Annotated in this window: 5 protein-coding genes and 4 pseudogenes; 1 reads left to right on the top strand and 8 read right to left on the bottom strand. The window is 51.1% G+C overall.

Features of this window, described 5'->3' with window-relative positions; all coding sequences use genetic code 11:
- A pseudogene (locus PSI23_RS20385) lies at positions 1–118 on the top strand (IS1 family transposase); the annotation flags it as partial.
- Positions 119–384: 266 nt separating this feature from the next.
- Here PSI23_RS20385 and PSI23_RS20380 read toward each other — a convergent pair.
- The 8 genes and pseudogenes from PSI23_RS20380 to PSI23_RS20345 all read right to left on the bottom strand — a co-directional run.
- Positions 385–1,403, bottom strand: a pseudogene (locus tag PSI23_RS20380) (IS110 family RNA-guided transposase).
- 116 nt (positions 1,404–1,519) lie between these two features.
- Complete coding sequence (locus PSI23_RS20375) at positions 1,520–2,314, bottom strand: TIGR03749 family integrating conjugative element protein (protein ID WP_373567363.1); 795 nt, start codon at positions 2,312–2,314, stop codon at positions 1,520–1,522.
- Between the two features lie 47 nt (positions 2,315–2,361).
- Positions 2,362–3,015 carry a PFL_4703 family integrating conjugative element protein gene (locus tag PSI23_RS20370; RefSeq protein ID WP_273556783.1) on the bottom strand — a complete coding sequence of 218 codons (654 nt, stop codon included), beginning with the start codon at positions 3,013–3,015 and terminating at the stop codon, positions 2,362–2,364.
- Positions 3,012–3,368, bottom strand: a complete 357-nt coding sequence (locus tag PSI23_RS20365; protein WP_273556782.1) for a TIGR03750 family conjugal transfer protein — start codon at positions 3,366–3,368, stop codon at positions 3,012–3,014. The genes PSI23_RS20370 and PSI23_RS20365 overlap by 4 nt, the downstream gene beginning before the upstream one ends.
- Before the next feature lie 10 nt (positions 3,369–3,378).
- Positions 3,379–3,510 (bottom strand): annotated as a pseudogene (locus tag PSI23_RS20360) (DUF2976 domain-containing protein); the annotation flags it as partial.
- Between the two features lie 18 nt (positions 3,511–3,528).
- Positions 3,529–3,766 (bottom strand): annotated as a pseudogene (locus PSI23_RS20355) (TIGR03758 family integrating conjugative element protein).
- Positions 3,763–4,092: an integrative conjugative element protein, RAQPRD family gene (locus PSI23_RS20350; protein ID WP_273556781.1), complete on the bottom strand. Its 330-nt coding sequence runs from the start codon at positions 4,090–4,092 to the stop codon at positions 3,763–3,765. The pseudogene PSI23_RS20355 and the gene PSI23_RS20350 overlap by 4 nt, the downstream one beginning before the upstream one ends.
- 6 nt (positions 4,093–4,098) lie before the next feature.
- Positions 4,099–4,303 (bottom strand): hypothetical protein (locus tag PSI23_RS20345; protein WP_273556780.1); only part of this gene is annotated, 205 nt, incomplete at its 5' end.

Below are 4,303 nucleotides of genomic sequence, written 5' to 3'. Positions count from 1 at the left end.
GCATGTTTTTGGGGATCGCAGCCGGAAAACATTAGACAAACTGCTTGCCCTTTTATCGCCCTTTAATATTCGGTTTTATTGTACGGATGATTATGCTGTGTATGACAGCCTATATGAACGCATCCCGTTTGCAAGACAAAAATAACACTGACATCGACGGTAGGTTGCAGCTCTATATCCGGCCTTATTGCAGCCGATGCTGCGGGCCTCGATGTAATCCGCTGACTGGCTCCTCATTCTCCCGACGAGCTTTACGCTCAGGCCATCATTCAGGTTTAGCCAGTCACGGTCTTACCTGTCTTTGTCATCATTACTCTGCCTCAGCAATCTTTCTGCATTCAGCCTTGTAGTTAAACTTAAGTTAAGGTTGACCAGTGAAACGCCTCAGTAAGGCCTGACACTGACGTAATCTTTTTCATATTCCCGCTGATGGGCTATCAGTGCCCAAACTGTCCGGGCCAGCTTATTTGCCATCCCCACTATCGCCACACAGGCCGGACGACGTTTTTTCAGTTCCGTCACCCACGGCGACGGGGTTTTCGTGCATAATGTTGCCGCTCTGGCACCGTGGATAAAAAGGGTTCTCAGATAGGTGTCACCCCGCTTACTGATACCCAGTAATGTGATCCGCCCTCCGGTTCCCGTCTGTTTCGGCACTAATCCCAGATAGGCTGAAAATTCTCGGCCCGACCGGAAAGCACCGGGATCACCCATCGTAGCGATGGCTGCCGTGGCAATCAGGACACCGACGCCGGGAATTTTCATTATTCGCTGACAATCTGCATTCTGTTTTGCCCATGCTGTCAGTTGGTTTTCCACCTGCTCAATTTGCTCATCGATTTCATTCAAACGATGGTATTGCTCTTCAAGCAGACCAAGCAGGAACGGGGCCATTTTTTCCCTTAGCCGCTCAAGCACCTCCGGCATGGCTTTATCCAGCGCCGCCCGCCCCTTATGCACGGTTTCACCAAATTCCAGCAACAAACCATGTAAGGCATTGATTTGCCCAGTTCTGAATTTCACTAACTGGCAGCGCATCCGGTGTAATGACAAAATGCCCTGCTGTTCTGCATTTTTGATAGCGACCGATTTGCCGGGTTGCTGAACCGCCAGCCAAATAGCCGGGCATTTTGAACATCGTTTTTGTTTCCCATCCGGAATGCCCTGACAAACCGGGCCTGAAGCAAACGCACTTCATGCCCCAATTTTCTCAGCTCCCGCGCCCAATGGTGAGCACCACCACAGGCTTCCATGCCAATCAGACAAGGTTGTCGGTGACTGAAAAACGTTAAAAAATCATTCCGCCGTAGCGGTTTATCAATGACTTCACCGGTATATTCATCAATAAAATGAATTTGCATCAGATGTTTTGCAATATCGACGCCAAAAGGAGTATATTTCATGGGTGGATCCTCCCGTCATCAGGGAGCAACAGGCTCCCACTTTTAGGCACTATAAGGCCGGAAATCGGAGAGGATCCACACCTCATCTCTCAATTCCAGTACCATAATGCCGAGGGCTAAATGGTTGGGATGCGTTCATTACATTCTCCCGGTTTCACCGATGCCGGCTCAGGGATAAAGGTATTATCTGGCAGCCCTTTTGTGACGAGGTACAATACCGTCGTATCCTCCGGCGTCCCCGTTTCACCCAGCCAACGATGCTGAAAAGTGGCCGCTACAAACTGCACCTGCAATTCTCGCGGGTCGAGCGTGATTTTTCGTTGGGTGGGATTGCGCAGTTTCAGTGCTACCACAGTGTGATTATGCAGTCTCCAGCCTGCCAGCGGGATAATTTCAATCGGCTCTGACGGATAGAGGGTGGTGATGGATGAGGTCAAATGCAGGTTCACCGGCTGAATGTCGGTAACCGGCTCAACAGTACGCAGTGGTGCATATAGCTGCTGCGCGGCATAGCGGGTTAATGCTACCGGCACAGGCGCAAATAATGGGGATTTGCTCTGGGATTGTGGCTCTTTAGTGGAATCGGTTGATTTTTCATTCGGGTAAATAATACGCACCGACTCTGTTGGTCCGGTTTTGGTGGCCGTGATATCCAGTAAGATGATTTCACCGTTCTCACTGTCCTGCAATTGCAGCCGGGTTGACGGGAACGCCTGACGGGCTTTCAGGTAAACCGCGCCACCGGTGCTCTGTACCCGCAATTTCTCACTCAGTGCCGGGGGCAGACCGACACGCACATTCCGGTCAGCAAAAATAATCCGCTCCTGACCGATTTTGAGCGTAATGGGTAACGGAATGCGTTCCCATTTCAGCAGCTCATCAGCCTTTGCGCCAATGCTGAACAGCAACATGCTGAGCAGCCCCAGCCAGACACAACGCGGGAAAGATAGATATCCTCTCATTGAAACACACCTTTTTTCTCTTCCGATGGTGGCAGGGCTTCCAGCCGTTGTGGCATTCCATCATAGCAATCCAGCGCCAGACCAAAGGGATTACGCTCCGCATCCCCCTCCCAGCGCACCACTTTCAGCGGATAGCGCACCAGTGCCCGCTTGACCGGTTCGGCGTGATAATATTCATCCGCTACCAAATCTAACTTCACCACCCAATTATCGCGGTCACGTACCGTCATACTTCGCGTCTCATAATCCCGGCCGGGAATTTCATACACCACCCGCACCCGGTCGAGCAGCTCACCACTGTCGGCACGGCTTTTGGCATCTTCACGCCAAAAATCCTGACAGGCAGGCGTCAGATAAGGAGATAAGGCATAAATTTTGGTCGGATAGTCCTGTGCTCCGTTTTTCGGCCAGGCATTCAGTTGCTGGAAAATATAAAAAGCAAAACTGTAAACACTGGGGGCAGGTACTTCCCACCACGGGCGGGTGCTGCCGCTGCGTAAATCCGGCGGGTTATGAATAGTGAGATTGCGCGGGGAAGCCATCCAACCCAGCAGGCTCATCAGCAGAACCCCCACCAGAATCCCACAGGCGATCCTAAGGGTCAGAATGTGTTGATCCCGGTTTTTTACCGCATGACGAAGGCGACTCATCGCATTCTCCTGCTACGGCGTAGTGACCAGCCCTGAGCCGCAATAATCAACGTTGGGTCACCGATACCCAGTCGGCGTTTTTTCTCGGCCAATTTCAGCCAGAGATAATTTTCCGGCTTACCCCGCTTAAGCTGGGCGAGCCAGCGCCCGCCAACGCTCATCAGGAACAAAGGCATCATCAGTATCCCTGTCGGCAGTATCACCCAACCGACTAACGGGATCAGAGGAAGGCTGACAATCAGACCGAGTGCCAACCCCGCGATTGCCGTCAGTCCCATCTCCGGCGTGGTAAATCCCCGGAATACGACGGGTTCAGCGTTTAAGCGATCGGGTAAAAAAGGGATCGTTTGCATCAGCGGCACCTTAAAAAATAATGCTGGCCGATTTCGCCAACAGCCAGATCACCGCAACCAACAGCACCACGCCGACCACGACGATGGCGCCAAATTGTGTCTAGGTCGATTTGCCATCCCGCACTTCGGAAAAAGTTTCGACTTTATTGTGTTCGCTGTATTAACTGGCAAACATCCAGACAGCCACGGCCAGCAATATCGCTGTTCGAAGGGCAAACTGGCTTATCGTCTGATTACGCACTTTTTCATTTGCCCAGCCATTCCAGACATCTACCGCTGCCCAGGCCGCCCAGAAAAATTAAGGTGGCTAAGAAAAATCCGACACACACCAGATACAAAAAAGTGATATCAAAGTGCCCGGATGCCACTTCAAAGGCATTGCGTTGTGCCTGCGTCATTGCGGGTTTTCCTGACGGTAATGGCCGGATATTGGCTCTGGATCACGAGGCTGATCACGGGAAGGAGTCAGGTAGTGATCAATACCGGCTTTGATGGTGTTGAGATCAGCCTTGATGTGTGAATAATCAAAGTCATAACGAGGACGTTTTGATGGAGCAGATTGCTTTTCTGCGATACTTGCGCGCTCCAGTGCTATCTGTACCTGTTCAATCAGACGCTTTGCGCTTGCCAGCTCGTCTTTCTCAGCCGCATGTGCCAGTGACATACACAATACGGTCAACCCCAGCAGACAAGCAGAACGGGACAAGAAAAAGCAACAACGCATAAACACTCACCTCATTATGGAGTTCGGGATGCCGAGGATGCGGTGTTTTTTAAATCTGATCAGCAATAAACTCTTTATGCTTTGGTGAAAATTAGCTAAATAACCCGAATTCTGGATAAGAAATTGACGAGAAGCCTGTTCCGGGAGCAAAGTTTTGGTGAACGCCGAAAACAGCTCCGGGGAGGAACAGGCTATGAATAAATTAGTTGAA

Source organism: Xenorhabdus yunnanensis (genome assembly GCF_028598805.1).
In the GTDB taxonomy this organism is placed as follows: domain Bacteria; phylum Pseudomonadota; class Gammaproteobacteria; order Enterobacterales; family Enterobacteriaceae; genus Xenorhabdus; species Xenorhabdus yunnanensis.
Note: the sequence above shows the minus strand (reverse complement) of the source record. Positions and strands in the feature narration are given on the sequence as shown.